This window comes from Aeromonas sp. R1-2 (assembly GCF_040908505.1).
Taxonomy (GTDB): domain Bacteria; phylum Pseudomonadota; class Gammaproteobacteria; order Enterobacterales; family Aeromonadaceae; genus Aeromonas; species Aeromonas veronii.
In genome coordinates this window covers 16931-40100 of the sequence record NZ_JBFODU010000024.1, presented here as the reverse complement: position 1 = coordinate 40100, position 23170 = coordinate 16931, and the positions used below count along the sequence as shown (strand labels likewise).

26 protein-coding genes are annotated in these 23170 nt (G+C 61.4%); 11 read left to right on the top strand and 15 right to left on the bottom strand.

Features of this window, described 5'->3' with window-relative positions; translation table 11 throughout:
- Positions 1-26 precede the first annotated feature (26 nt).
- The 3 genes from AB5Y76_RS09330 (at position 27) to dkgB (ending at position 2228) form a co-directional block, all read left to right on the top strand.
- Positions 27-413 (top strand): DUF6404 family protein, encoded by a 387-nt coding sequence (locus tag AB5Y76_RS09330; protein ID WP_100654787.1) that lies wholly within the window; start codon positions 27-29, stop codon positions 411-413.
- 649 nt (positions 414-1062) lie between these two features.
- On the top strand, positions 1063-1359 hold the full coding sequence (locus AB5Y76_RS09325; protein ID WP_263717554.1) for a putative quinol monooxygenase: 297 nt from the start codon (positions 1063-1065) through the stop codon (positions 1357-1359).
- A 65-nt stretch (positions 1360-1424) separates the two neighbouring features.
- Entirely contained in the window at positions 1425-2228 is an 804-nt protein-coding gene (gene dkgB / locus AB5Y76_RS09320) for a 2,5-didehydrogluconate reductase DkgB (protein ID WP_129504258.1), read from the top strand.
- A gap of 160 nt (positions 2229-2388) precedes the next feature.
- Here dkgB and AB5Y76_RS09315 read toward each other — a convergent pair whose 3' ends face one another.
- The gene (locus AB5Y76_RS09315) at positions 2389-3399 is read right to left on the bottom strand and encodes an HAD family phosphatase (RefSeq protein WP_263717553.1); all 1011 of its coding nucleotides are present in this window, start codon (positions 3397-3399) and stop codon (positions 2389-2391) included.
- 351 nt (positions 3400-3750) lie between these two features.
- Here AB5Y76_RS09315 and AB5Y76_RS09310 point away from each other — a divergent pair, with 351 nt between their 5' ends.
- Both AB5Y76_RS09310 and AB5Y76_RS09305 read left to right on the top strand, forming a co-directional pair.
- On the top strand, positions 3751-4929 hold the full coding sequence (locus AB5Y76_RS09310) for an MFS transporter (RefSeq protein WP_263717552.1): 1179 nt from the start codon (positions 3751-3753) through the stop codon (positions 4927-4929).
- A 143-nt stretch (positions 4930-5072) separates the two neighbouring features.
- Positions 5073-5744, top strand: coding sequence for an NAD(P)H-dependent oxidoreductase (locus AB5Y76_RS09305; protein ID WP_263717551.1), 672 nt, complete (start codon positions 5073-5075; stop codon positions 5742-5744).
- 113 nt (positions 5745-5857) lie between these two features.
- Here AB5Y76_RS09305 and AB5Y76_RS09300 read toward each other — a convergent pair whose 3' ends face one another.
- From AB5Y76_RS09300 to AB5Y76_RS09265, 8 genes are all read right to left on the bottom strand, one after another.
- Positions 5858-6466: a DoxX family protein gene (locus tag AB5Y76_RS09300; protein ID WP_005337566.1), complete on the bottom strand. Its 609-nt coding sequence runs from the start codon at positions 6464-6466 to the stop codon at positions 5858-5860.
- A complete protein-coding gene (locus AB5Y76_RS09295; protein WP_263717550.1) occupies positions 6463-7257 on the bottom strand; it encodes a putative DNA-binding domain-containing protein in 795 nt (264 codons plus the stop codon). The genes AB5Y76_RS09300 and AB5Y76_RS09295 overlap by 4 nt, the downstream gene beginning before the upstream one ends.
- A complete protein-coding gene (locus AB5Y76_RS09290; protein ID WP_263717549.1) occupies positions 7250-8107 on the bottom strand; it encodes a DUF692 domain-containing protein in 858 nt (285 codons plus the stop codon). Before AB5Y76_RS09290 ends, AB5Y76_RS09295 begins: the two co-directional genes overlap by 8 nt.
- Positions 8095-8424, bottom strand: coding sequence for a hypothetical protein (locus tag AB5Y76_RS09285; protein ID WP_263717548.1), 330 nt, complete (start codon positions 8422-8424; stop codon positions 8095-8097). The genes AB5Y76_RS09290 and AB5Y76_RS09285 overlap by 13 nt, the downstream gene beginning before the upstream one ends.
- Positions 8417-9376 carry an MBL fold metallo-hydrolase gene (locus AB5Y76_RS09280; protein ID WP_263717547.1) on the bottom strand — a complete coding sequence of 320 codons (960 nt, stop codon included), beginning with the start codon at positions 9374-9376 and terminating at the stop codon, positions 8417-8419. Before AB5Y76_RS09280 ends, AB5Y76_RS09285 begins: the two co-directional genes overlap by 8 nt.
- Positions 9377-9505: 129 nt before the next feature.
- Positions 9506-9616: a cytochrome bd-I oxidase subunit CydX gene (cydX, locus tag AB5Y76_RS09275; RefSeq protein ID WP_005337572.1), complete on the bottom strand. Its 111-nt coding sequence runs from the start codon at positions 9614-9616 to the stop codon at positions 9506-9508.
- Positions 9617-9632: 16 nt separating this feature from the next.
- Positions 9633-10772 carry a cytochrome d ubiquinol oxidase subunit II gene (gene cydB, locus AB5Y76_RS09270; protein WP_263717546.1) on the bottom strand — a complete coding sequence of 380 codons (1140 nt, stop codon included), beginning with the start codon at positions 10770-10772 and terminating at the stop codon, positions 9633-9635.
- Positions 10772-12343 (bottom strand): cytochrome ubiquinol oxidase subunit I, encoded by a 1572-nt coding sequence (locus tag AB5Y76_RS09265; RefSeq protein ID WP_139442580.1) that lies wholly within the window; start codon positions 12341-12343, stop codon positions 10772-10774. Before AB5Y76_RS09265 ends, cydB begins: the two co-directional genes overlap by 1 nt.
- Before the next feature lie 122 nt (positions 12344-12465).
- On the opposite strand from AB5Y76_RS09265, the gene AB5Y76_RS09260 reads away from it, so the two are divergent.
- A complete protein-coding gene (locus AB5Y76_RS09260) occupies positions 12466-13884 on the top strand; it encodes a PLP-dependent aminotransferase family protein (RefSeq protein ID WP_263717545.1) in 1419 nt (472 codons plus the stop codon).
- 51 nt (positions 13885-13935) lie between these two features.
- Here AB5Y76_RS09260 and AB5Y76_RS09255 read toward each other — a convergent pair whose 3' ends face one another.
- Positions 13936-15006, bottom strand: coding sequence for a hypothetical protein (locus AB5Y76_RS09255; protein WP_263717544.1), 1071 nt, complete (start codon positions 15004-15006; stop codon positions 13936-13938).
- A 241-nt stretch (positions 15007-15247) separates the two neighbouring features.
- Entirely contained in the window at positions 15248-15886 is a 639-nt protein-coding gene (locus AB5Y76_RS09250) for a tellurite resistance TerB family protein (protein ID WP_139428430.1), read from the bottom strand.
- Between the two features lie 138 nt (positions 15887-16024).
- Between AB5Y76_RS09250 and AB5Y76_RS09245 the strand changes: the two genes are divergently transcribed.
- Positions 16025-16492, top strand: coding sequence for an acyl-CoA thioesterase (locus AB5Y76_RS09245; RefSeq protein ID WP_108612015.1), 468 nt, complete (start codon positions 16025-16027; stop codon positions 16490-16492).
- Between the two features lie 95 nt (positions 16493-16587).
- Positions 16588-16743, top strand: coding sequence for a pleiotropic regulatory protein RsmS (rsmS, locus tag AB5Y76_RS09240; RefSeq protein WP_076493688.1), 156 nt, complete (start codon positions 16588-16590; stop codon positions 16741-16743).
- Between the two features lie 47 nt (positions 16744-16790).
- Here the strand turns inward: rsmS and AB5Y76_RS09235 are convergent, their stop codons facing one another.
- Positions 16791-17633: a LysR family transcriptional regulator gene (locus AB5Y76_RS09235; RefSeq protein WP_263717542.1), complete on the bottom strand. Its 843-nt coding sequence runs from the start codon at positions 17631-17633 to the stop codon at positions 16791-16793.
- A gap of 109 nt (positions 17634-17742) precedes the next feature.
- On the opposite strand from AB5Y76_RS09235, the gene AB5Y76_RS09230 reads away from it, so the two are divergent.
- The gene (locus tag AB5Y76_RS09230; protein ID WP_263717541.1) at positions 17743-18183 is read left to right on the top strand and encodes a deaminase; all 441 of its coding nucleotides are present in this window, start codon (positions 17743-17745) and stop codon (positions 18181-18183) included.
- Complete coding sequence (locus tag AB5Y76_RS09225; protein ID WP_263717540.1) at positions 18176-19450, top strand: cyanate transporter; 1275 nt, start codon at positions 18176-18178, stop codon at positions 19448-19450. Before AB5Y76_RS09230 ends, AB5Y76_RS09225 begins: the two co-directional genes overlap by 8 nt.
- A gap of 67 nt (positions 19451-19517) precedes the next feature.
- Here the strand turns inward: AB5Y76_RS09225 and rluF are convergent, their stop codons facing one another.
- A complete protein-coding gene (gene rluF, locus AB5Y76_RS09220; protein WP_236293228.1) occupies positions 19518-20534 on the bottom strand; it encodes a 23S rRNA pseudouridine(2604) synthase RluF in 1017 nt (338 codons plus the stop codon).
- Positions 20524-20646: a hypothetical protein gene (locus AB5Y76_RS09215; RefSeq protein ID WP_263717539.1), complete on the bottom strand. Its 123-nt coding sequence runs from the start codon at positions 20644-20646 to the stop codon at positions 20524-20526. The genes rluF and AB5Y76_RS09215 overlap by 11 nt, the downstream gene beginning before the upstream one ends.
- 344 nt (positions 20647-20990) lie before the next feature.
- Between AB5Y76_RS09215 and AB5Y76_RS09210 the strand changes: the two genes are divergently transcribed.
- Positions 20991-22571: a carboxylesterase gene (locus AB5Y76_RS09210; RefSeq protein ID WP_263717538.1), complete on the top strand. Its 1581-nt coding sequence runs from the start codon at positions 20991-20993 to the stop codon at positions 22569-22571.
- A 122-nt stretch (positions 22572-22693) separates the two neighbouring features.
- Here the strand turns inward: AB5Y76_RS09210 and AB5Y76_RS09205 are convergent, their stop codons facing one another.
- Positions 22694-23062: a VOC family protein gene (locus tag AB5Y76_RS09205; RefSeq protein WP_005337594.1), complete on the bottom strand. Its 369-nt coding sequence runs from the start codon at positions 23060-23062 to the stop codon at positions 22694-22696.
- Positions 23063-23170: the final 108 nt, after the last annotated feature.

The following is a 23170-nucleotide window of genomic DNA, read 5'->3' as shown; positions in this document are numbered from 1 at the left end:
AGCCCGACTATCAAGGGAATAAATTAATGGAGTTTGAAGAACGGCTGGCTATTGCCCATCAACTACTGGCTGACAGTGGCCTCAAGGAATTTCACTACAATCCGTGGCTGTTCAAATTGCTGCGTAAACTCGGCGTCCCCGTCAAGCCGCCTTATTACGCGGGCTGGCTTACCAATTTCCTCTGTTCCGGCCTATCTATTGCGCCGTTATGGGGTCTGATTATGTGGACATTCGTCTGGCATCCAGAGGGAATGGATCTTTTATCAGCCCTGTTCAACACAGCCATGTTCGCTGGCGTATTTGGTCTTTTCACCTTAATTGGACTCTGGCTCAAGCGCCGGCAGCTTGGATTGACCCCATGGGAGCAGTTGGAGCACCAGCACATCAGTGAAGGCACAGCAGAAGAAGGTTAAAGCTCCTGCTGCCGATTGAAACTGAGTGCAATACAGGCTCTGAAGAGCACACTTTCACAGACTCGGACTCTCACCTTGCCAGATTTCGTTAAATTTTTTATCAGCTTTTCAATTAACTGCCTCATCCAAACCGCCATTGGCCTCTTGGTTCTCGCCTACAGGCTTTTCCGCCACCACAATGGCAACTGGCGCAGCTATCGACGAAGCTGGGATCCTCTCCCTCTATTTGCCTCCATTTTCCTTGGCATGGTGATCGCAAAAAAGCTTCATCCGGCCATCATGGCAGCCTTGTAGTGATTGACCATAACTTGGACAACATTCACTGCCACAGATAACCGAACAATTCACTAGATGAGCAAACAGTTGTGCCCTCACTGTGAGATAAGCACTGGATAAAAGCGTCCATGCGGGCCAAAAATATCTCTTTGCGGGTTTTAGGTGGTTTGCCATTGAACGCACAAACCGCGAAGGTGAGCTGGTGACTCATGCAGAAACAGGGTTGTTGACTACAAATTCCGACAATCATTCATAAAAATTTCTCACTACTGCTATTGCTGCTCTCCCCTCAATACTGTTTTGCGACCAGCGCTCTGTTTCCAGCAAGTCACGGCAGGCATACTGACCCTTCGTTTTTGCCAAGGAGGTTCAGATGTCATCACCCGTGATTGTGATTGCCCAGCTTGAAGCCAAACCCGAGTTCGCCCCCCAGTTTCGCGCCGCCCTTGAGCCGCTGATTGCGGCCACCTTGCAAGAGGCTGGCTGCCAGCGCTATCAGCTGCATCAGGATCTGGACAATCCCTACAGCTGGATGCTCTACGAAGAGTGGGAGAACGAAGCGGCCCTCACCGCCCATCAGGGCCAACCCCACTTTACCGAGTTTGTCGCCAAGGCCGAGCCCTGGTTTGCCAGCAGCACCATTCGCCGCTATCAGCCACTGGGCGCCTGACTGGCCCTAGAGCCTGTTTCTGTTCAGCCCATCAAGGGCCAACCACCACCCCATTGAGGAACGAGATGATCAATATGCCACCCATGGGTCTGGGCACCTTCCGCCTGAAGGGCGAGCCGCTGCTTGCCACCCTGACCAACGGTCTGGAGCTGGGCTATCGCCATATCGATACCGCCCAGATCTATGACAACGAAGCCGAGGTCGGCGCCGTGCTGACCCGCAGCACTGTTGCCCGCCACGAGATCTACCTGACCACCAAGGTGTGGACCAGCGAGTTTGGCCCGGGCAAGCTGATCCCGAGCCTTGAGGTGAGCCTGGAAAAACTGGGCACTGACTATCTGGATCTGGCGCTGATCCACTGGCCCTCCCCCAAGGATGAGGTGCCGATGGCGGTCTATCTGGAGCAGCTGGCCGAGGCCAAGGCCCGGGGCCTGACCCGGGAGATCGGGGTCTCCAACTTCACCGTGGCCCAGCTCAAACAGGCTATCGAGATTTTGGGGCCTGGGGCCATCGCCCACCAGCAGATCGAGGTTCATCCCCTGCTGCAAAACCGCAAGGTGGTCGAGTTCTGCAAAGCTAACGGTATCGCCGTCACCGCCTATATGCCGCTCGCCTATGGCAAGGTGCTGAGCGAGCCGCTGCTGATGGAGATTGGCCAGCGCCACGGGGTATCGGCGGCGCAGGTGTCGCTGGCCTGGCTGCTGGCGCAGGGCATGACAGTGATCCCGAGCTCCACCAAGCGGGAGAATCAGGCTGCCAATCTGGCCGCTCTCGATATCACCTTGAGCAGCGAGGAGATGGCCGCCATCGCCACGCTGGATAGGGGCGAGCGCTGCGCCAATCCCGATTTTGCCCCCGCATGGGACTGACGCGAAAGGCGTGAGGCTAACGCGAAAAAAGGCTGGCTCGCCAGCAAGCCAGATGAAACAGGGAGAGCATCATGCTCTCCCTGTCTCTTTTCTTGCCTCACGCTTTGCAGCGCTTGCTGAGCGTCCAGTCGCCACATTGATGCCAGATGCAGCTCCGCAATCAGGGCGCGTTCTGGCAAAGGGCAGGATCGAACACCTGATTCCAGTCTGATTTCATATCAACCACCACCCAGCCCCGTGATTTTGCCTGCGCCAGCCCGTCGATCAGCTTGCCGCTGGCTGGCGGATGGCTGTCGTAGGCGTATTCGCGCTTGGCATCGGTGTGGTGCACCAGCAGACCAAAAGTGTGGTAATCCGGGTTGGTCGAGGTGTATTGCAGCATGGGCACGTCGCCATCGCTGTTACCAAAGGCGCCGACCGGACGCTGCCCCATAAAGAGGTGAATGGCGGCCGGTTTCGCCTTGCTGTCATCGAAATAGGCGCCGTTCATGGTCTTGCGGATCTCGCTGCCCTCCCCGGTCAGGGCAAACTCGCCGAGGGTAAAGGAGCCAATAACCTGCTGGGGCGGGATGCCATACATCTGCTCGGACATCACCCGCATAAAATCGACGCCGCCGCCGGAGACAATCCAGGTCTGGAAGCCATTATCCCGCAGATACCCCAACAGTTGCTTCATCGGCAGATAACCGAGCTGATCGTAGTGGCAGCCAAAACGGGGATCCTTGCTGCTGTTGACCCAGCGAGTGACCCGCTCGGCAAACTCGGTGGTGGTCATGCCGCTGTGGCTCAGTCCCACCAGCTTGGCGAGCCCCTTCTCCCCCGATTTGGCCACGGCCTTGAGGTCGTTGTTCAGCACTGCCGCGACGATGGGGTCGGCCTTCCACTCCGGGTGTTCCGGTGCCAGGCGCTTGATCTCGTCCATCGCAAACTGCAGCTGATAGGTCATGGGCGCTTCAGGCCAGAGGGTGCCGTCATTGTCAAACACCACATGGCGCTTCTCTGGCGGAATAAAAGTGGCCTGCTGCTGATCGGTGGCATTGGTTACCCAGCGGGTGATCGCCTGCTTGGCTGCCGTGTCATTCCAGGCAGAGAGGGGATCGCTCTGGCCAGCCTGTACCGCAAAGGCGCCGCACAGCAGCAAAAGAGAGGAGAGTCGATTCAATGTCATCATGTTACCTGTCAGCTGGGTATTGCCTGTCTATTGCCTGTAGATGAAAGCGCACGGCCATCACAACACCGGCGCGCATGGGTTCAACACACACGGGTTTCACAGGGAAAATCCTATGGCTGCCAGCTTGTACTGGAGCTTAAGCAAGCTCAGAAAAGGAGCAGCGTTCATCCCGTTCTGCGAGGCAGATCACTGCGTTGCGCTCACGCAGCGGGCAGCACAACCCCCTCCCCCCCATCGCCATTGCTGCTGATTTGGCAAAAGTAATTTGATGTCACCGTCATTTTTGCCAACAAAACCCATCGGCATACTGGCGCCATTCTCCCGTCGGGAGTCCCAAACCAAGGAGTTGTTATGCCACTGGCGTTATTTGCCCTTACCTTGAGTGCCTTTGCGATAGGCACCACCGAATTTGTGATCGTGGGGCTTATCCCCACCATAGCCCAGCAGCTCAATGTCTCGCTCCCCTCGGCGGGCCTGCTGGTCAGCCTCTATGCCCTTGGCGTGGCCATCGGCGCCCCCGTGCTCACGGCGCTGACCGGCAAGGTGCCGCGCAAGTGGCTGCTGGTGGGACTGATGGCACTCTTTACTGCCGGCAACCTGCTGGCCTGGCAAGCCCCGGGTTACGAGAGCCTGATTGTGGCCCGCATCCTGACCGGATTGGCGCACGGGGTCTTCTTCTCGGTGGGCAGCACCATTGCCACGGGTCTTGTGGCCAAAGAGAAGGCGGCGAGCGCCATCGCCATCATGTTCAGCGGCCTTACTGTGGCGCTGGTGACCGGCGTACCGCTTGGCACCTGGATTGGTCAGGTCTTTGGCTGGCGTGAAACCTTTCTGGTAGTGAGCCTGCTCGGCCTCGTCGCCATGGTGGGTAGCCTGCTGCTGATCCCGAGCAACCTGCCCAAGGGGGCAGCCTCGACCATCCGCGAGCAACTCTCGGTACTGACCAAAAAGCCGCTGCTGCTGGTCTACGCCAAAACCGCCCTTGGTTATGGCGGCGCCTTCACGGCCTTCACCTTCCTCGCCCCCATCCTGCAGCAGGTGAGCGGCTTTAGCGCCGGTGCGGTGAGCCTGATCCTGCTGGTGTACGGGGTATCGGTTGCCGTCGGCAATATCTGGGGCGGCAAGCTGGCCGACAAGATGGGCCCATTGCCCGCACTGAAACTGCTGTTTGCCGGTCTGGCGCTGGTGCTGCTGGCCCTCACCTTCACCGCACCCCATCCGGTGCTGGCCGTGCTCACCGTGCTGGTGTGGGGCGCCTTTGCCTTCGGCAACGTGCCGGGTCTGCAGGTACTGGTGGTGAAGCAGGCCGAGCTGCACACCCCCAAGGCGGTGGATGTGGCATCGGGCCTCAATATCGCCGCCTTCAACGTCGGCATTGCGCTGGGTTCCGTAGTCGGTGGCTTGGTGGTGGAACACCTCGGCCTGATGCACACCCCCTGGATCGGCGCCCTTATCGTGCTGCTGGCCTACGGGCTGACCCATGTCAGCGAGCGCCGCGAAGCCCTCCGGCTCGCTGCCTGTCAGGCATAAGCTGCGCCAGCAGGCGTCACGCAAGGGCGTGGCGCCTGCTGCAATCGGTGCGGCAGGCTTCTATGCTGTGACACAGCCTCAAGCCCTCAACTGTTTCAGCAACCAAGCCTGTCACCCTCGCATCATTTTCCACGGAGTCTGTTATGAAGGTGCTTATTGTCTATGCCCATCCCGAACCGAAAAGCTTCAACGGTGCCCTCTTCTGCCACGCCATCAGGGCGGTGGAGCAGGCAGGCCACACAGTGATGACCAGCGATCTCTATGCCATGGGCTTTGATCCCGTCTCGGATCGGCGCAACTTCACTGCCGCCAGCGATCCCGATTTTCTCAAGCTGCAACTCGAAGAGCTGGCTGCCACCGAGCAGGGCCGCTTTGCCCCGCAGCTGGAGCAAGAGATGCAAAAGCTGGAGGCGGCCGATCTGCTGATCTTCCAGTTCCCGCTCTGGTGGTTTGGCCTGCCCGCCATCCTCAAGGGGTGGGTGGATCGGGTCTTTGCCATGGGGCGGGTCTATGGTCAGGGCCATATCTACGAGAGCGGCAAGTTTCGCGGCAAGCGGGCGTTGCTGAGCCTCACCACCGGCGGCCCTGCCGAGACCTATCTGCCCGACGGCTTCAACGGAGATATCGACGGAGTGCTGCGCCCCATCCAGCGCGGGATCCTGCAATTTGTCGGCTTTGACGTGCTGCGCCCCCATATCTGTTATGCCCCGGTGCGGGTCTCGCAAGAAGAGCGGGAAACCTGGCTCGCCCAGTGGGCCGAGCGCCTTGGCCAGATTGAGCAGGAGTCCCCCATCGCGGTCGGCCGCTACCAGTAACGGCTGACACAACTGACACTCCCACCCACACAGCACAAAAACAGCGAGCGGCCCCGGCCGCTCGCTGTTTTTCACGCTCTGTCGTTATGGTTTTTGTTATCCGTGGGCAAGCCTTATGCCGCCTGTTGCACGCCTGCTTTGCCGGTCACCGCCCGCTTGAGCCAGTAGTCGAGGCTGACGTAGCGGCCCCCGCCGTAAACCAGCAGCACCAGCAGCATCACAAAGTAGGTAGCGGCAAACTCCATCCCGTTGTTGAGCATCACGGGATCCCCGAGCTCAGTGATGTAGTTGTAGCGACCGGGGAAGTTCGCCGCCAGCCACTCGATAAAGCCGTTGAGGCGCACAGTGGCCTCCATGCTGCCGGTGGCGATGGCGTCCCAGCCGTGCTTCCAGTGCACCATGGCGCTCGCCACGCTCATCAGGAAGATGGTGGGAATGGCCATGATGCGGGTAAAGAGGCCAAGGGCGATGCAGATGCAACCCAGTACCTCGGTGCCCGCCGCCAGAAAGGCGAGCAGGGTCGGGAACGGCAGGTTGAGCCCCCCTTCCGAGACCGGGGCCCCAAACCAGGCGACCGTGCCGGCAAAGCCCATCACCTTGGAGTGGGCCCCCACATAGATGACCGGAATGAGATAGAGGCGAATGGCCAGCAGGGCCAGAAAATCGAGCCGCTTGCACTGGGCCACCGCCCGCTCGTACCACTGGATAAGAGTGTTGTTCATGGGAATTCTCCTTGGTGTTTGCTAAATGGGGGCAAGGGAGTGCCGGTCTGGCGCTCGCCAACGGACAAGGTCAGCAGACCCAGCCGGTGAAAATGGCGTGCCCACCTGGTCAGATCAAAGTCGCTGCGAACCTGTTGTACCTGTTGTTGGAACCCGGCTTGGGTGATCCCCGGCTGCTGTTGCAGCAGCTGGATCAGCGCCACGTCCCATTCGCGCAAGCGCTGGGTCACCACCTGATGATCCGGGCTGCGAAACAGGCCATAGAAGTGGTTGCCCTGCCGGGTCGGCACCACCCCGCTGCGACGAATGGCAAAGGGGAGCTCCAGCAGTTGCAGGGTGGGATTGAGCACAAACGAACTCTCCGCCGTCACCTCCTCCCCCGATATAACTTGCGGCACTACCCCTTCATCAATCTCGACACAGAGGCAGGCCCACTCGTACTCCAGCAGCGCCAACCGCTGCCTGGGCCAGTTGAGAGAGCCCTCGCCGTGGCGATGCTGCACATAGCGGACAAACTCGGTGGCGATATGGTGAAACTCGGGGGCCTCGGCGCCGTGCTGAATAACAAAGCCCTCCACCAGTTGCCATCTATCCACCAGCGCCCAGTGAGCGTGGGTGAGCGGAAAAGCGCTCTCCAGCACCGACTCCACATTGGCGCGCACGCTGCGGGCATAGTGGCTGGCGATGCCATCCTGCGGCAGCCGCACCCGGCTCGCCAGCCAGGCGGTCTGCTGCTGCATCCGCTGCGGTGCCGTTTTAGGCGCAGTGATCAGGGATAACCGTCTATCCATAGCGCACCTCCTGCACCTGACGGTCGAGTGCCTCGCAACAGGCGCCGTGCACCCGCGCCAGCTCGGCCTCCAGCTCTGCCAGCGGTGGCAGATGGTGATCCCTCTCCAGCAACAAGGGACGCAGGCCGTGGGTCTGCACCGTATAACGGGCCAGCGCCACCACCTCCTCACAGACCGGACGACCATGGGTATCCAGCAAGGTGCCATCCGCCTCTTCCAGATGACCGGCGATATGGAAGTAACGGATAGCAGTGCCCGGCAGCCCGGCAATCATCCGCTTGGGGCAGTAACCGTGGTTGCGGCTGTTGACGAAGACGTTGTTGATATCAAGCAACAGTTCGCAGCCGCTGCGCGCCACCAGCTCGGCGAGAAAATCCTCCTCCGGCATCTCGTGGTCATAGCCGTGGTAGTAGGAGATATTTTCCAGCACCAGCGGGCGGGCCAGCGCCTCCTGCACCTGCGCGATCCGCTCTGCCAGATAGGGGATGTTCTCCCACTGGCGCGGCACCGGTAAAAGCTCGTAAAGATACCCCTGCTGGTCGCGGGAAAAGCTCAGGTGCTCGCTGTAGATCCCGATACCGAACTCGTCCAGAAAGGTGCGGATCTGGCTGAGCAGGGTGCGATTGAGGGGCTGGCAATCGCCGAGAGAGAGGCTGAGGCCGTGGGCCACCAGCGGGTAACGCTCGGCCAGCCGATGCAACTGCGCCCGCCTGACGCCGCCTATGGCCATCCAGTTCTCCGGCGCCAGCTCGAGAAAGTCGATGCCGGGGCGGACGGGGCCGGAGCAGAGCGCATCCAGATGCTCCTGACGCAGCCCGATCCCCCGACTGCGGGAGCTTATTGGCAGCATACCCCCTCCGTCATCTTGCTGCCCTGGCTGGATGTATTGCCATCAATCCCCTCGCCCGCCACGCCACACTTGCCATCGCGAGCGCGCACCAGCCGCCCCTGCGGATCGCTGTCGAGGGCCTGCTTCTCGAAGCGCTTCTCGGTGCCGCACTTGCCCGCCGCACACTTGCCGCCGTGCTGTTCGCTGGGGGCGGCCTTGACCGGCGCATCGCTCGGGGTGGCCGCCAGCGCCAGCCCCGGAGTCAGGGCAATCAGGCTGGTCATGGCGATGGAGAGGGTCAGTTTGCCGGTGGTTTTGTTGCTGCTTGAGTTACTCATGGGCGGACTCCTTGACGGATGAAACGGGGTAGCTGGAGAGATCGCGGGCGGCCACGATCTGGCCGTGGAACTGCTGTTTGACGATGGCCATCGCCTCTTTCTTGTGATTGAGACCAACCCCCATCCAGTGGTTGAGCACCAGCAGCTTGGGGTTCACCTCGGCGGCAATCTTGGCCACCACCGACGGCTTGGCGTGAAGCGAGGCGGAGACAGAGTCGGCCCCTTCGTGGATGGCGAGCGGCATCACCAGAATGTCGGCCCCCTTGGCAAACGGCACAAAGGCCGGGTTGCTGCCGTTCTGATCCGCCGAGATAACGATGGTTCCCTCGGCGCTCTCGATGCGATAGGCCAGACAGGGCACGTCACCGTGAGGAATGCCGAGTGCGGTGATGGTCAGCCCATCCTGCTGATAGACGGTGTGAGGCTGCGGGCTCTGGTAGGGCACATCGTGCAAGGTGATGGGGAAGAGGCCATCGGTGCCATCCTTGAAACCGCTCAGGTAGGCATAAGCGCCCTTGTCTTTGTTGAAGAGGGCATCGAAGTAGCCGCTCATGCTGGGGAAGGCCGAACCGGCTTGTGGCCCCGCCAGATCCAGCGGATCGCTGCGCTCGAAGAAGTAGGCCCCCTTGAGCAGGGCGGGCAGGTCGGTCACATGGTCGGTGTGAAAGTGGGTGATGCCGATAAAATCGACCTCTTCGAGCTTGGCCCCCGCCTGGCCGAAGCGCAGGTAGACGCCGCCACCGGCATCGATCAGGATGCGGGATTTCCCCTTCCACCAGATCACCTCGCTGGAGGAGGCACGCAGGTCGTCGGAGATGGGGCCGCCACTGCCGAGCACCTGCAGGGTGAAGGTTTTATCCAGTGGCGTCAGTTGTACCGGTTCGGCACAGGCCGGGGCGACGGTGAGCGCGCACCCGATGGCCAGCGCCACCGCTTTCAATCTCTGTTTCATCACAATTACCTGTCGGTTGGTTGTCGGTTGAAAGTGTGTCGTTTGTGTCGTTTAAAGAGGGGGGATAGAGGGGCCGATGGCGACGAGTGAACGCCAGCCACCGGCCGTGGCGGGGCGCGAGCCCCACCGTCAGTTGCCGTCCCGTTCGTCCGCCTGCCAGCGCGCTTCCAGCCAGAGCAGGTTGCACAGGCCCAGCAGCAGGGCGAATCCGAGGCCCAAAATCCAGGTGAAGTACCACATAGCAGATCCCTTGAGGTCAGTAGAGTTGATGGCTGTCGCGCTTGATGCGGGCACGGTCGAGCTTGCCACGCACCACCCGATAGACCCAGCCGGTGTAGCCCAGGTTGACCGGCATCAGCACCAGCACGAGGCCGAACATGATGGCCAGGGTCTTGTAACTGGAGGTGCTGTCCCACAGGGTCAGGCTGCTGACTGCATCGAGGGATGAGGGCAGCACGAAAGGGAACAGGGCGATGGCCACCGAGCAGAGCATGGCGGCGCAGGCAATGGCGCTGGCCAGCAGCGCAATTCGGCCCCGCTCCAGCCAGGAGGCAATCCCGCTCACCAGCGGCGCCAGCATCCCGATGATCGGCACCAGCCACAGCAGCGGATAGTCAAAGTAGTTGCGCAGCCAGCCTCCGGCGTGCGGGATCACTCCCTTCATCAGCGGGCTGATGGCGGCATTCGGGTCAAAGGGTTGTGTGCCGACACCGGTCAGCTGAAACCCTTGCAGATCCACCAGATGCCAACCAGCCAGCAGGTAGCAGAGGCTCACCAGCGGGGCCAGCAGGATGGCGATCCCCCGTGCGCGCAGCGCTGGGGTGCCGGTCACCTTGGCTTGCAGAAAACCGGCGCCGTGCAGCAGCAACAGGCTGATGGCAGTGGCCAGCACCGAGAGCAGCCAGCCCCAGTGGAAGTCGAACGCGCCATAGTGCAGGCGCAGCGCCGTGTCGAAGCGAAACGGCAGCCCCTCCATCACCAGTCCGATAACCGCACCGAGGATGAGCGCCGGTATCAGGCCACCGGCCACCAGCGCCCGATCCCACCAGCGGCGCCACACCGGATCGGCCAGCTTGCTGCGATAGTCAAAGCCGACCGGACGCAAAAATAGCCCGAGCAGCAGCACCACCATGGGGATGTAGAGCCCCGAGAAGGCGGCGGCATAAACCAGCGGCCAGGCGGCGAACAGGGCACCGGCACCGGCAATCAGCCACACCTGATTGCCCTCCCACACCGGCCCCACGCTGTTGATCACCAGACGGCGGTCGTCGTCATCTTTCGACACCACCGGCAGCAGCATGGCGATGCCGAGATCGAAACCATCCATCACGATAAAACCGACCATCATGAAGAGCACCAGCGCCCACCAGATGAGTTTCAGGGTTGCGTAATCCATCAGGCGATCCTCGCAAGTTCGGGTTGTTCACCGCTGTAGCGGCCGGTATGGAGAATGGCGGGCCCCTTGCGGATCACATGGCGCAACAGGAACAGCTCCACCACCAGCAACAGGGTGTAGATGGAACAGATGGCGATGAGGCTGAACCAGAGTTGGCCCGGCTGAAGCAAAGAGACCGAGGCCGAGACCGGCAGCACATCGCTGATGGTCCAGGGTTGACGGCCAAGCTCGGCCACCAGCCAGCCCGCCTCGATGGCAATCCAGGGCAACGGAATGCTCCAGAGCAGGGTCTTGAGCAGCCGTGGCGAGTCTTGCAGCCGGTTGCGGCAGAGCTGGACAAAGCTCACCACCATCAGCCCCAGCATGGTGACGCCAAGCCCCACCATCACCCGAAAGCCCCAGAACAGCGGCGCCACTGGCGGGATGGAGTCATCGACCGCTTTGGCGATCTCCGCCTCACCGGCCTTGGCGATATTGCTGGCATAGGGGGTGAGCAGCATGCCGTAGCCGAGATCCTTGCCATGCTGCTCGAAGCGGGCGCGGTTGGCCGGGCTGTCATCACCCTGCCGGATCTGCTCAAGGGCCTCGGCCGCCACCATGCCGCTGCGAATGCGCGCCTCGTGCTGCACCTTGAGATCCTTGATGCCGGTCACCGCCTCATCGAGGGAGCGAGTGGCGATGATCCCCATCAGATACGGGATCTTGATGGCGGCGTGGGTGGTCTCCCCCTGCTGATCCGGGAAGCCGAACAGGGTGAATGACGCAGGCGCCGGCTCGGTGTGCCACTCCGCCTCGATGGCGGCGAGCTTCACTTTCTGCACCTCACCGGTGCGATAGCCCGACTCATCCCCGAGCACGATGACCGAGAGGATGGCCGCCAGCCCGAAGCCGGAGGCGATGGCAAAAGAGCGCAGGGCAAACTGCACTTCCGTCTTGCGCAGCAGATACCAACTGCTTACCCCCATCACAAACATGGAGGCCGCCACATAGCCCGCCGCAACGGTGTGAACGAACTTCACCTGCGCCACCGGGTTGAACAGCACGGCGGCGATATCCACCAGCTCCATCCGCTGGGTCAGCAGGTTGAACTCGGCTCCCACCGGGTTTTGCATCCAGCCGTTGCCGATCAGGATCCAGAGTGCCGAGAGATTGGAGCCGAGCGCCACCAGCATGGTCACCAGCAGGTGCTTGCCGCGGGAGAGCTTGTCCCAGCCGAAGAAGAAGAGCCCCACCAGGGTCGATTCGAGGAAGAAGGCCATCAGCCCCTCGATGGCCAGCGGGGTACCGAAGATGTCCCCCACATAGTGGGAGTAGTAAGCCCAGTTGGTGCCGAACTGAAACTCCATGGTGATCCCCGTGGTGACCCCCATGACGAAGTTGATGCCAAACAGTTTGCCCCAGAAGCGGGTGATGTCCTGATAGATCACCTTGCCGGTCATCACATAAGCCGACTCGGCGATCACCAGGATCCAGGACAGCCCCAGCGTGAGGGGCACAAACAGGAAGTGGAACAGGGCCGTGGCGCCAAATTGCAGGCGAGACAGGCTGACCACGTCATCCGGATTGATCATGCGTCACTCTCTTTTGTTGTATTTGCCTTGCACGTTTCGTGCGTGACAAGTACATCACGGAGCATGACACCTATAACAGATGCAGTTATATTGAATTACACCTATAACAGTTGATCCAGATCATGTCCCTTTACCAGCAGTTGGCCGACCGCCTGCAAAGCCAGATCGACGATGGCATCTGGCAACCGGGGGAGCGCATCCCCTCCATTCGCCAGAGCTGCAAGACCCATGGGCTCAGCCCCATGACGGTGTTGCAGGCCTATCAACTGCTGGAGAGTCAGGGGCGGATCCTCGCCCGCCCCCAGTCCGGCTACTACGTCAAAGCCGCCTCACCACAGGTCGTGCAGCACACGCCGAGCCAGACCCACTTCAGCGGCTCGGTGGATATCAACGATCTGGTGTTCGAGGTGTTGCAGGCGAGCAAATCGCGGGATCTGGTGCCCCTTGGCATGTCGGTAGCAGACCCGACCCTGTTCCCCCATCCCCAGCTCGGGCGGGCGCTGGCCAGCTGCATGCGCAAGCTCGATCCCTTCAGCACGGTGGCCGACCTGCCCCCCGGCAACGAAGCGCTGCGCCGCGCCATCGCCCAGCGCTACGCCAGCGACGGGGTGGCGGTCAATCCGCAGGAGATCATCATCACCACCGGCGCTATGGAGGCGCTCTCCCTCAGTCTGCAGGTGCTGACCGAGCCCGGTGACTGGGTGGTGGTGGAGTCCCCCACCTTCTATGGCGCCCTGCAGGCCATCGAGCGGCTGAAACTCAAGGCGGTGGAGATCCCGGTTATTCCGGGGGTGGGCATCGACCTCGACCTGCTGGCCGACGCCCTCACCCGCATTCCGGTCAAGGCCTGCTGGCTGATGGGCAATGTGCAACACCCGCTCGGCCACACCATGCCGGATGGTCACAAAGCGCGGCTGATGGCACTGCTCAACAGCCACGGGGTGCCGCTGGTGGAGGATGACGTCTATGCGGAGGTCTACTTCGGCCGCGAGCGCCCCAAGCCGATCCGCCACTGGGATCAGCGTGGCGACAGCCTGCTCTGCAGCTCATTTTCCAAGTGTTTGGCGCCGGGCTTTCGGGTCGGCTGGGTGGTGGCGGGGCCCCATGCCGAGCGGGTGCAGCGGCTGCAACTGATGTCCACCCTCTCCACCAATGTACCGAGCCAGCTGGCGCTGGCCGAGATGCTGCGCCAGGGCGGGGTCGATGCCCACTTTCGTCGCCTGCGCCACACCCTGGCCCAGCGCCAGCAGCAGATGCGGGCGGCGCTGCAACGGCTGTTGCCGGACGAGGTGCGGATCTCCTCCCCCGATGGCGGCTACTTCCTCTGGCTGGCACTGCCTGCCCATTTCGACAGCCGCGCCCTGCACGCCAAGGCTCTGGGCAGCGGTTTTTCAGTGGCCCCCGGCGCGCTCTTTTCCAGTCAGGGACAACACAATCACTGCCTGCGCCTCAACAGCTCCCATCCCTGGAGCGAACAGCTGGAGCAGGCCCTATTCAAACTTGCCGAGCTTATCAATCGCCAAATTGCCCAAGGCACGTAAGATGACGCCAATAATTCTGCTCATGACACAGGAACCCAAGTGCAGCTGTAATTACCTCTTCAATGGTCGGCGTAACCAGCCATATTCTCGAGGGGCAACCCTCAATAGCTCTGCAATAGTCGCATTACGCTTATCTTCACTCATACGCAAAAGCAGAGAACGCAATTCGTATTCGATACTATCCCGCTTAGCACCACGAGCCTCCGCCATGAGATACCAATTATGTCCTTCTTCAATATTCCCCAGCTCAATATTGAGCGCACCTAACAGTGTGCATGGTCTGAAATTATTCGGTTGCAATGCATGAGCCTCAGCCCCCATTTTCAGAGCATCTGTACGCTTTCCCAAGTCACGCAACGCCCCACCATGGGTTGTTCTAATCGCAGATTTGAGCTTCGCATGCTCTTGGTCTTTAACTGGAATAGCCGAGAGCAATTCAACAGCCGAGGCTGCTGCTGCACATTTTCGAAGATGCGCACTGGCATTGACTGCTTGCCATGGATCGCAGGTTTTCTTGTACTCTGAAATATAAAAATCAGCTTCTATTCGATGATAAGCATGCCATATCTCATCTGTCTGATAGTCCCGCCCCTCAACTTTTAGCCATATAGAATCAAGTTCAGAAAGTCGTGACTTGGCATCCAGCGTACGCAAAATCTGCATCAGTTGCTTGAAATGATGTTTTTCCACAAAGGATTCAATTCCAAACTTCCGACGAAGCTCTTGGTTTTTTCTCCTCGCAATAAACTTTGGATCGTTCTCACGTTTTATACGTGCAGCTTCATATTGAGCCTGGAGCATTTCATACCTCAAGGCGGCAGCTTTCTGCTCGGCTATTTTAATGGCTTCAAGTTCAAGCTGCCGCTTTTTAGCAATTGCGATACGCTGTTCTCGCTCTAATAAGGCACGTCTATAAAACTCCTCTTTGGATAACGACCCGGTAAGAAAACCGAGCAAGGCATTAAGTCCTTTAGACTCAAGGTATTGCTGACTCCAAATAGATAGTGGCAAGCCTTTTTGAACTGATAAAAGCAGGTTATTGAGCCTGCCTCCACCCGTTGTTGCACTGGTTAAATCATCAACACTATAATATTTGGCCAGCTCGGCCGGGGAAGTTGACATTACGCACGCTCCTTGTGCAAACGTTGATATTGTTCTTTGACATTAACATGATGTGGAGTTCAGTTAATAAACGAGTGTCGCATTTCCCACTACTGCTCCTTGCAAAAAAGTGATGGTCCTGCGCCATCTTAGAGGCTGTGTCCCGCAATCCAAATAGGCTCATTCGTATCTTTTTACGAGCAGCAGAAACAACAACGCCCCTTGAGCGGGGCGTTATCGGCAATCCATGGCGGTAAGGGTATCAGGCGGGGGCGTTAAGTTGGGCTACCTGCCGCTCGATGCTTCCTTTCAGGTTGTCATCGAGCTTGAGGGCGCGTGCCAGTTCGTCGAGATAACCGCGCTCCATAAAGTGATCCACCTCGATGGCAAGCAGGGAGGCGAGATAGACCTCGGTGGCCAGCTCCATATCGGTCACTTCCCGCGCCAGCGCGTGGGGATCGAGGGGGCGGGCCAGCTCGGCGTCAATCCAGCGGGCGACATCGCTCTGGCCCTGTTCGGTCAGGTACTCCTGAATTTTCTGGCGCTCGGCGCCGTCGATATGGCCATCGGCCCGGGCCGCGGCCACCATGGCGCGCACCAAGAGGGCCGCACGGGCATCCAGCGCATTGCCTTCCAGCCCACTGATGGGATGGGTGGGCTGGGCCGGTGCCGCCTGCTGGGCCTGCCAATCCTGATAGAGCTTGTAGGCCAGCCCGCCAAGGGCCGCCGCGCCGCCCACGGCCGCGGCCTTACCGCCATATTTGCGCACTTTTTTATTGCCCAGCAGCAGACCGAGCGCACCACCGGCCAGCGCCCCCTGCATCTGCCCCTTGCGCTTCTCTCCGCCTTCGTTGAGCCAGCCTTTGCCAGCCCCCAGCAACTGTTCCAGCATCTGTTTCATGGTGTCACTCCTGCGGCTATGTTCCCGTCGATAGAGCAAGATAGTGACCCCGCCCCCCTGAATCGGGGATGAACCCTTGACCGGGCAGGCCGATGGGGCAAAGCTCAGGGAAACCCTTCAGGCAATAAGGATGTAACTGTGCCCAATCGCGAACTGACCCTGCAATTTCTGGCCGAACCCTCCGACGTCAATTTCGGCGGCAAGGTGCATGGCGGCATGGTGATGAAGTGGATCGATCAGGCGGGCTATGCCTGCGCCGCTGGCTGGTGTGGCGGCTATGCGGTGACCGTCTATGTAGGGGGGATCCGCTTTTTGCGCCCCATCCAGATTGGCCAACTGGTAGAGGTGCACGCCCAGGTGATCCACACCGGCACCACCAGCATGCATCTGGCGGTGGATGTCTACAGCCGCCATCCCACCGAGACCGAGCGCCACAAAACCACCCACTGCATCATCATCTTCGTGGCGATGGATGAGCACGGCAAGCCGACCCCAGTGCCCCAGTGGCAGCCGGTGAGCGAGAGCGATCTGCAGTTGCAGCAGTACGCCAAAAAGCTGATCGCCCTGCGCGAGGAGATCGACAAGGAGATGCGCCAGCACCTCTGACCTTGGTGATTCCCCTTCCCGATACAGCGGGCGCTTTCGGCCTGCGGCGGCGCCCCTGTATAATCCCCCCTCTTCCCGCAACCGGAACCCTGCCCATGTCACTGGAAACTGCCCCGCCCGAGGTGAAACTCGCGGTGGATCTAATTGAACTGCTGGAAACCAATGAGCTGGCCCCCGAGCTGGTGCTGGCGGCGCTGACCATCGTAAAAAATGACTACGAGCGCAAGCTGGCGGAGGGGAAGGATCACTGATCCCCCCGTTTTATCTTTCCGACTTCAGTTTTTCACCACATAGCCACTCACTGCGGCCCCATCACCTCGTCACAGAGGGCGATTAGGGCCGCACTCAAGCGGGTGAGCGGCTCGCTCCCGCTTCCCCCGGCATGGAGCGCCAGCTCCACCGGCGCCACCTTGGGCCACTGGGTCAGGGCCAGCTGATCGGCGGGCATCAGCCGTTTGGGCAGCAAGCTCACCCCGATCCCCGCGCTCACCGCCCCCTGCAAACTGGCGAGGCTGGCGCTGACATAGGCGATACGCCAACGCCGCCCCAGACCATCGAGCGCCTCGGTCATCTGGCGCCGATAGAGCCCTTCGCTCGGGAACACCACCAGCGGCAGCGGATCCCGTTCCCGGGCGGGCCAGTCGCGGCTGTCGACCCACACCAGCGGCTCGCGCCAGCTGGCAAGGGGCGAACCCTGCCCCCGCGTCTGTTTGACCAGCGCTAGATCCAGCTCTCCCGCCTCGAAGCGCTGCCAGATCTCGTGGCTCAGGCCGCTCTCCACCTCCAGCCGCACCTCGGGGTAATCGCGGGCAAAGGCGGCCTGTACCGGGGTGATGGCACCGGCGGCGAAATCCTCCGGCACCCCGAGGCTGAGCGCCACGCTCCCTTCCGTCACTTGTTCTTCGGCCTGCGCCAGCAGCGCCAGAATGCGGCGGGCCAGCCCCAGCAATTTTTCCCCCTCCGCCGTCGCCACCACCCTTCGGCCAGCGCGATCGAGCAGCGGGCAGCCGAGCTGCTGCTCAAGGCGGCGGATCTGCTGGCTGATGGTGGATTGGGTCAGATGAACCCGTTCACCGGCGCGGGTAAAACTGCCGGTGTCGATAATGGCGACAAAACTGCGCAGCAACAGGGGATCCAGCATGGGGCACTCCATTTACAAAACCACTGAAACTCATTCTATCATTTAATTTCCAAATGACTTTTTTCGCCGCTAGGCTGGCATTTGTTCTGTCAAATCAGGGTTTTTCATCATGTCACAGCCTCTTGTAGCGTCTACCCCTCTTCGCTCGCTCACCCCATCAACCTCACTCCAGACTCACCGACAATGGCTGGAGCAGGCGGTGCAACTGGCCAGAGCAAATCACCGGCAGGGCGGTCGCCCCTTCGCCGAGCTGGAGGCGCTGCGCAAGGCAAGCCAGAGCGCGCCGCTCGCGGGCGGCATCGTCTATGCCAGCGGTCACCCCTGCCCCATGTGCCTCGGCGCGCTGGTGATGAACGGTATAGCCGCCGTCTATTACGCCTTTGATAACGCCGATGCGGCCCCGTTCGGCTTTGACAGCACTGCCGCCTATCAAACGCTGGGACTGCCGCTGGCACCGCCACCTCTGCCGCTGGTCAAACTGGCCGTCACCATGACGGCGGCGGATCTCTACGGCCACCAGCCGCAACAAGCAGCGCCTGATCATGAGTAAAGGGACTTTCGAACGCCCGGCAGAAGCGCGCCGCCAGCAGTTTGCCCTGCTGGTGCTGGTGATCCTGACTGGCCTGAATCTGCGCCCCTTTCTTACCGCCATCGGCCCGCTGAGCGGCGAGATTGGCCGCGCCCTGTCGCTGGGGATGGACACCCTCGCCTGGCTTACCCTGTTGCCGCTCTGGCTGATCGGGATTGGCGTGCTGCTCACACCCAGCCTGCGTCGGCGCGCCAGTGCGTGCCAACTATTGGGGGCGGCCCTGCTGCTGCTCGGCATTGGCAGCGCTATGCGCTTCGATGCCCAAAGCGGTGCCTTGCTGATCGCCAGCGCCGCGCTCTGCGGCCTGGGTTCGGCACTGGTGCAGGGAGTGCTGCCCGCCCTTATCAAGCAGGCCTTCACCCGCAAGGTGCCGCTAGTGATGGGGATCTTCTCCGCCTGCATGATGGGGGGCGGGGCGCTGGGGGCCAGCCTCACCCCAAGGCTGGCAGTGAGCCTCGACTGGTCGCAGGCACTGGCGCTCTGGAGCCTGCCGCTGCTGCTGGCCCTCGTCTGGCTGGGGTGGAAAGTGCGTCTGCCAAGCACCGCGGCGGTCGCGATTCCCGACGGCGAGCAGCGATTGATCACCCTGCCCCGCAGCTGGTTGCTGATCGCCTGCTTTGGCATCATCAACAGCGGTTACGGCATCGTAGTGGCCTGGCTGGCCCCCGCCTATATGGCGCAAGGGTGGAGCGCCGCGCAGGCGGGCGAGCTGGTCGCCTGGCTGGCACTGGCGCAGACCACCAGCGGCCTCGGCTTGCCGCTACTGGCGGCGCGCAGTCAGGATCGGCGGCCGTGGATGGGCCTTGCCATCGCCATGCAGCTGGCGGGATTCGGCGGCCTCTGGCTGGCGCCAGCCAGTTCCCCGATTCTCTGGTGCATGCTGTGCGGCGCCGGTCTGGGTGGCAGTTTTTCGCTGATCATGGTGATTGCGCTCGATCACCTGCCCGACCCACGCCGCGCCGGCACCCTGAGCGCCCTGATGCAGGGCTTCGGCTTTATGCTGGCGGCCACCGGCCCCTGGGTGGCGGCGCGGCTCTATCACTATGTGGGCGACTTCGCGGCCGCTTGGCAGTGGCAACTGGGGGGCTTGCTGCTGATGAGCCTGCTGGTGCTGCGCCTCGACCCGCGCCACTACCCCCGCGTCATGGGGTTACCGACCGCCAGCGAGCCGTCCCTTTCGGCACCTCTCCCGGCCAGCTCTGCGGCCCAAAACAACACACCGGCCTGAGGCCGGTGTGTTGGGGATAACCGTGTTAGGGATGACAAGGTAGGCTGACGCCGCTCAGGGGAGCAACTTAGCGCCCCTTCTTCTGCCGTCCTGTGTTAGCGGTGCGCGGCTTGCCAGCGGCCGGTTTGCCACCCTTGGGCGCCCCTTTGCCAGCGCCGCCCTTGTTGGCAGCACCTTTGCCCGCGCCCCCCTTACCCACCGGCAGTTTCTTCTCAAAGGCTTCCGGGCCCGGCACATTGGGACGCCCGCCAATCTCGTGATCATCATCGCGGCGCGGCTTCTTGCCCTGCCCCGGTTTGGCGCTTTGCACCGCAGGGGCCTTGGCCGCCTTGGGCTTGTCGCCTTTGGCCGGTTTCACCTCGGAGGAGGAGTCCTCAATCAGCTTGAACAGATCGATCAGCTCGTCGTCGGTGAGATCGCGCCACTCGCCTACCGGCAGCCCCTTGAGGCTGACGTTCATGATGCGGATGCGCTCCAGCTTGGTCACTTCAAAACCGAAGTGCTCGCACATGCGGCGGATCTGGCGGTTAAGCCCCTGCACTAGCGTGATGCGAAAGACGAACGGCGCCTCTTTCTTCACCTTGCACTTCTTGGTCACAGTACCGAGGATCGGCACCCCGGCCGCCATTCCGCGCACAAACTCGTCGGTCACCGGCTTGTCGACGGTCACCAGATACTCTTTCTCGTGATCGTTGCCCGCCCGCAGGATCTTGTTGACCAGATCGCCGTGGTTGGTGAGAAAAATCAGCCCCTGCGAATCCTTGTCGAGCCGCCCGATGGGGAAGACCCGGGTGCTGTGGTTGACGAAATCGACGATGTTGTCCTTCTCGCCCGCCTCCGTGGTACTGACGATGCCCACCGGCTTGTTGAGGGCGATCAGCACCAGACTGTCCGCCTCGCGCGGCTCGATCACCTGACCGTTCACCTTGACCAGATCGCCAACCTGCACCTGATCACCGATCCCGGCCCGCTTGCCGTTGATAAAGACGTGGCCCTGCTCGATAAAGCGGTCGGCCTCGCGGCGCGAGCAGATACCGCTCTCGCTGATGTATTTGTTCAGGCGCATGGATTCGTTAGCCAGCATGGGTCACCTGCCACAGGTTCTGGGCCGCGCCCGATTGTGCCATCGCCTGTTCCGGCTGCGCCGGGGAGGCTGTCTGCTGCATCAGCCAATTCACTACGTCAAAGTTCTGCATACCATTCCATCTTCAAAAAAGGCCAATGCCAGCTTATCCATCAAAAAACGCCGCTACAGTAGCATAATTGCCCTCTTTCAGGGGCAGATAGTTGCAAGGTCGCGCGCCCAAGCGGGCATCTGCGGACAAGTTCACGCCGCCGGATGGCCCGCGATGCCGCCTTTGAACAACCAGCCTGATGCCAACGGCGGGATCCGGCGCCCACAGCCAGCGCGGCCGAACGCCATCAACTATACATATCACCTTGTTTCCATTAGGCTTTAAGCCGGTTGGCCGCGCCCAATGTGCTGCGCCAAACTCGCCCGCCCAGAGGCGGCCCCCCCTCTATCGCCAAGGATTGCACCATGCTGGCTCACACTCGCCGCCTTGTTCGCCGTGCTCTGCTGACCCTGTTGCTGCTGTTGCTGACCGCATGGGCGGTGATCGCCTACTTCGCCTGGCAGGCAGCGCCGCTGCAGCTGTGGCACACAGTGGTGCCCCCCGAACTCAGCGCCGATGAGCTCGACAGCAGCGACTGGCAAGCCTATCTGGCCCGCGAAGCAGAGCTGTTCGAACTGGTGGCCACCGAGGTAGTCGCCAAGACACCGCCCGAGCAGCAACTGGCCAGCAATCGCTACTATCAGGACGCCCCCATCAATCCCGCCCGCTTTCAGCAGAACTGGAACCGCTCCTACCTGCTGCGCCCCGAGGGGGACGTCAAAGGGGTTGCGGTGCTGTTGCACGGCCTGACCGACTCCCCCTACAGCCTGCGCCATCTGGCCAGACGCTATCAGCAGCAGGGCTTTATCGCGCTGGGGCTGCGGATCCCCGGCCACGGCACCGTGCCCGCTGGCCTCGTGGATGTGGATTGGGAGACCTGGCTGGCCGCCACCCGATTGGCGGTGCGGGAGGCCAGATTGCTGGCACCGGGCAAGCGGCCGCTCCATCTGGTGGGCTTTTCCAACGGCGGCGCGCTGGCGGTGAAATATACGCTCGATGCACTGGCCGACCCGAGCGGCGCACTGGCAAAACCGGATCGGCTGGTGCTGATCTCCCCGATGATCGGGGTGACCCGCTTTGCCCGCTTCGCCGGGCTCAAGGCCGTGCCTGCCCTGCTGCCCGCCTTTGCCAACGCAGCCTGGCTCGACACCATGCCGGAGTTCAACCCGTTCAAATACAACTCGTTTCCGGTCAACGGCGCGCGCCAGTCCTATCGCCTGACCCACGCCATCCAGCAGCAGGTGCGCCAACTGGCCGCCAGTGGCGAGCTGGCGGCGTTTCCCCCCGCCCTCACCTTCCAGTCGGTGATGGACTACACCGTCAGCACCCGCTCCATCATTGCCGATCTCTACCACTACCTGCCGGCCAACGGCAGCGAACTGGTGCTGTTTGATATCAACCGCAGCACCCTGTTTGGCCCGCTGATGAGCTCGGCCTCAGAGCTGGCGCTGCACCGCTTGCTGCCAAACGCCCCCGGGCACTATCGCCTCACCGTGGTGGGCAATGTGGACCCCGCCTCCCCCGCGACGCAGGCCAGAACGCTGGCCAGCGCCGACCAGCCTGAGCAAGTTCACCCGCTGGGCATCGACTATCCCAAGGAGATCTACTCCCTCTCCCATGTGGCGCTCCCCTTCCCTATGGACGACCCCCTCTATGGCATGGCAGCGCGCCCGGAGCAGCGGGAGCAATATGGCATCAATCTCGGCGGCCTAGCCCTGCGTGGCGAGCGCGGTGTGCTGATCGTCAACCCCGGCGCCCTCACCCGCACCTCCTCCAACCCCTTCTACCCCTATCTGCAGCAGCGGGTGATGGAGACCCTCACCGCCCCTCCCGTGGCTCGGTCTGCAGCCGTACCCCCTGCCAGCAGCGGTCAACCTGATGCGGCCTATCAGGCAGAAGTGGAGCAGTTTTTACAGGAGAACGATGAGAGCAACACGCCTTTCTAGGGCGTTTCTGGAGAATCAGCAACGAGCCACTGGCGCTGGGTCGATAGCGATACGAGAAAGGGGCCGTCAATTGACGGCCCCTTTCTATTGATGATGGCGATGGGGGTGATGGTTTAGTGGGCTCAGGGATAGATGCTCACTTCTATCAGATTCTGATCCGGGTCGAGGAAGTAGATGGATTCTATCGGCCCGCAGGCACCGCTTTTGGTAACAGGCCCCTCGACAATCTCCACCCCGTGGCAGGCAAGCTGGGCCATCACCTGCTCCAGCGGCCAGCGGGTGATAAGGCAGACATCCCCCGACCCCACCTGCGCCCGATTGCGCGGCTCCTGCCCAAGCAGTTGCAGATTGATCTTCTGGTTGCCAAACCCCACCGCCCGGCGCCCCGCACCGAAGGTAATGGCCTCCATATTGAGCACCGAACTGTAAAACGCCACGGCCCGTTCGATATCACTGACCGTCAATACCAGATGGTCGATATGGCTGATCATGGTTACCTCCTGGTGGTGATCTGGCTGATGTGACCGACATATGCCCGCAAGCATCCGACTGTCGTCGCCACGGCGGGCTACCCCATCATACCCGGCAAGGGGAAACCC

Bases quoted from the DNA above. Each gene is read 5' to 3' on its own strand.
- AB5Y76_RS09285 (WP_263717548.1), bottom strand. From the start codon at position 8,424: ATGAGTAACTCAAGCAGCAACAAAACCACCGGCAAACTGACCCTCTCC.
- AB5Y76_RS09325 (WP_263717554.1), top strand. From the start codon at position 1,063: ATGTCATCACCCGTGATTGTGATTGCCCAGCTTGAAGCCAAACCCGAG.
- AB5Y76_RS09235 (WP_263717542.1), bottom strand. From the start codon at position 17,633: ATGCTGGATCCCCTGTTGCTGCGCAGTTTTGTCGCCATTATCGACACC.
- AB5Y76_RS09300 (WP_005337566.1), bottom strand. From the start codon at position 6,466: ATGAACAACACTCTTATCCAGTGGTACGAGCGGGCGGTGGCCCAGTGC.
- AB5Y76_RS09330 (WP_100654787.1), top strand. From the start codon at position 27: ATGGAGTTTGAAGAACGGCTGGCTATTGCCCATCAACTACTGGCTGAC.
- AB5Y76_RS09255 (WP_263717544.1), bottom strand. From the start codon at position 15,006: ATGTCAACTTCCCCGGCCGAGCTGGCCAAATATTATAGTGTTGATGAT.
- rsmS (WP_076493688.1), top strand. From the start codon at position 16,588: ATGTCACTGGAAACTGCCCCGCCCGAGGTGAAACTCGCGGTGGATCTA.
- AB5Y76_RS09265 (WP_139442580.1), bottom strand. From the start codon at position 12,343: ATGATCAATCCGGATGACGTGGTCAGCCTGTCTCGCCTGCAATTTGGC.
- rluF (WP_236293228.1), bottom strand. From the start codon at position 20,534: ATGCTGGCTAACGAATCCATGCGCCTGAACAAATACATCAGCGAGAGC.
- AB5Y76_RS09310 (WP_263717552.1), top strand. From the start codon at position 3,751: ATGCCACTGGCGTTATTTGCCCTTACCTTGAGTGCCTTTGCGATAGGC.
- AB5Y76_RS09210 (WP_263717538.1), top strand. From the start codon at position 20,991: ATGCTGGCTCACACTCGCCGCCTTGTTCGCCGTGCTCTGCTGACCCTG.
- AB5Y76_RS09230 (WP_263717541.1), top strand. From the start codon at position 17,743: ATGTCACAGCCTCTTGTAGCGTCTACCCCTCTTCGCTCGCTCACCCCA.
- AB5Y76_RS09225 (WP_263717540.1), top strand. From the start codon at position 18,176: ATGAGTAAAGGGACTTTCGAACGCCCGGCAGAAGCGCGCCGCCAGCAG.
- AB5Y76_RS09315 (WP_263717553.1), bottom strand. From the start codon at position 3,399: ATGATGACATTGAATCGACTCTCCTCTCTTTTGCTGCTGTGCGGCGCC.
- AB5Y76_RS09305 (WP_263717551.1), top strand. From the start codon at position 5,073: ATGAAGGTGCTTATTGTCTATGCCCATCCCGAACCGAAAAGCTTCAAC.
- AB5Y76_RS09205 (WP_005337594.1), bottom strand. From the start codon at position 23,062: ATGATCAGCCATATCGACCATCTGGTATTGACGGTCAGTGATATCGAA.
- AB5Y76_RS09250 (WP_139428430.1), bottom strand. From the start codon at position 15,886: ATGAAACAGATGCTGGAACAGTTGCTGGGGGCTGGCAAAGGCTGGCTC.
- AB5Y76_RS09290 (WP_263717549.1), bottom strand. From the start codon at position 8,107: ATGCTGCCAATAAGCTCCCGCAGTCGGGGGATCGGGCTGCGTCAGGAG.
- dkgB (WP_129504258.1), top strand. From the start codon at position 1,425: ATGATCAATATGCCACCCATGGGTCTGGGCACCTTCCGCCTGAAGGGC.
- cydB (WP_263717546.1), bottom strand. From the start codon at position 10,772: ATGGATTACGCAACCCTGAAACTCATCTGGTGGGCGCTGGTGCTCTTC.
- cydX (WP_005337572.1), bottom strand. From the start codon at position 9,616: ATGTGGTACTTCACCTGGATTTTGGGCCTCGGATTCGCCCTGCTGCTG.
- AB5Y76_RS09215 (WP_263717539.1), bottom strand. From the start codon at position 20,646: ATGCAGAACTTTGACGTAGTGAATTGGCTGATGCAGCAGACAGCCTCC.
- AB5Y76_RS09260 (WP_263717545.1), top strand. From the start codon at position 12,466: ATGTCCCTTTACCAGCAGTTGGCCGACCGCCTGCAAAGCCAGATCGAC.
- AB5Y76_RS09280 (WP_263717547.1), bottom strand. From the start codon at position 9,376: ATGAAACAGAGATTGAAAGCGGTGGCGCTGGCCATCGGGTGCGCGCTC.
- AB5Y76_RS09295 (WP_263717550.1), bottom strand. From the start codon at position 7,257: ATGGATAGACGGTTATCCCTGATCACTGCGCCTAAAACGGCACCGCAG.